We start from the raw sequence: 626 nt of genomic DNA, 5'->3' as shown, positions 1-626 counted from the left end.
GATTATATTTTTCAGATAGCGTGCGGAAGCCTAACCTGCGCCAACTACTCAAAACGAGCGCAACGAGCACGGAGAAACCGATGACCGGGAGCGGACTGCCGCTGGAGGGTGTGAGGGTCGTCGAGATGACCCACATGGTGATGGGGCCGACCTGCGGGATGATCCTGGCGCAACTCGGCGCCGAAGTGATCAAGGTCGAACCTCCGGCCGGCGACAAGACCCGCTCGCTCGGCGGCATGGGCGTCTCGTTCTTCCCGCTGTTCAACCGTGGCAAGCGCAGCGTGGTGCTCAATCTCGCCAAACCTGAGGACCGCGACACCATGCACCGGCTGCTCGCCGGCGCCGACGTGTTCCTTGGGAATTTCCGCGACGGTCAACTCGACAAGCAGGGTCTCGGGCCCGAGCAGCTGCGCGCGAAATACCCGCACCTGATCATCGCCGGCCACAAGGGCTTTCTCTCCGGTCCCTATGATCATCGCCCGGCGCTCGATGAGGTCGTGCAGATGATGTCGGGGCTCGCCGCGATGACCGGTACCCGCGACAAGCCGCAACGTGTCGGCTCCTCCGCCAATGACATCATGGGCGGCATGTTCGGGGTGATCTCGATCCTCGCCGCTCTCTATCAG

General features: G+C 63.1%; 1 protein-coding gene. It reads left to right on the top strand.

Annotated features, from left to right (window positions below; translation table 11 throughout):
• Positions 1-80: 80 nt before the first annotated feature.
• A partial coding sequence (locus NS334_RS16605; protein WP_193753148.1) for a CaiB/BaiF CoA transferase family protein occupies positions 81-626 on the top strand: 546 nt, incomplete at its 3' end.

Origin of the sequence: Sphingomonas endophytica, from assembly GCF_001476895.1 — a bacterium.
In the GTDB taxonomy this organism is placed as follows: Bacteria; Pseudomonadota; Alphaproteobacteria; order Sphingomonadales; family Sphingomonadaceae; genus Sphingomonas; species Sphingomonas endophytica_A.
This window is presented reverse-complemented; position numbering and strand designations above follow the sequence as displayed.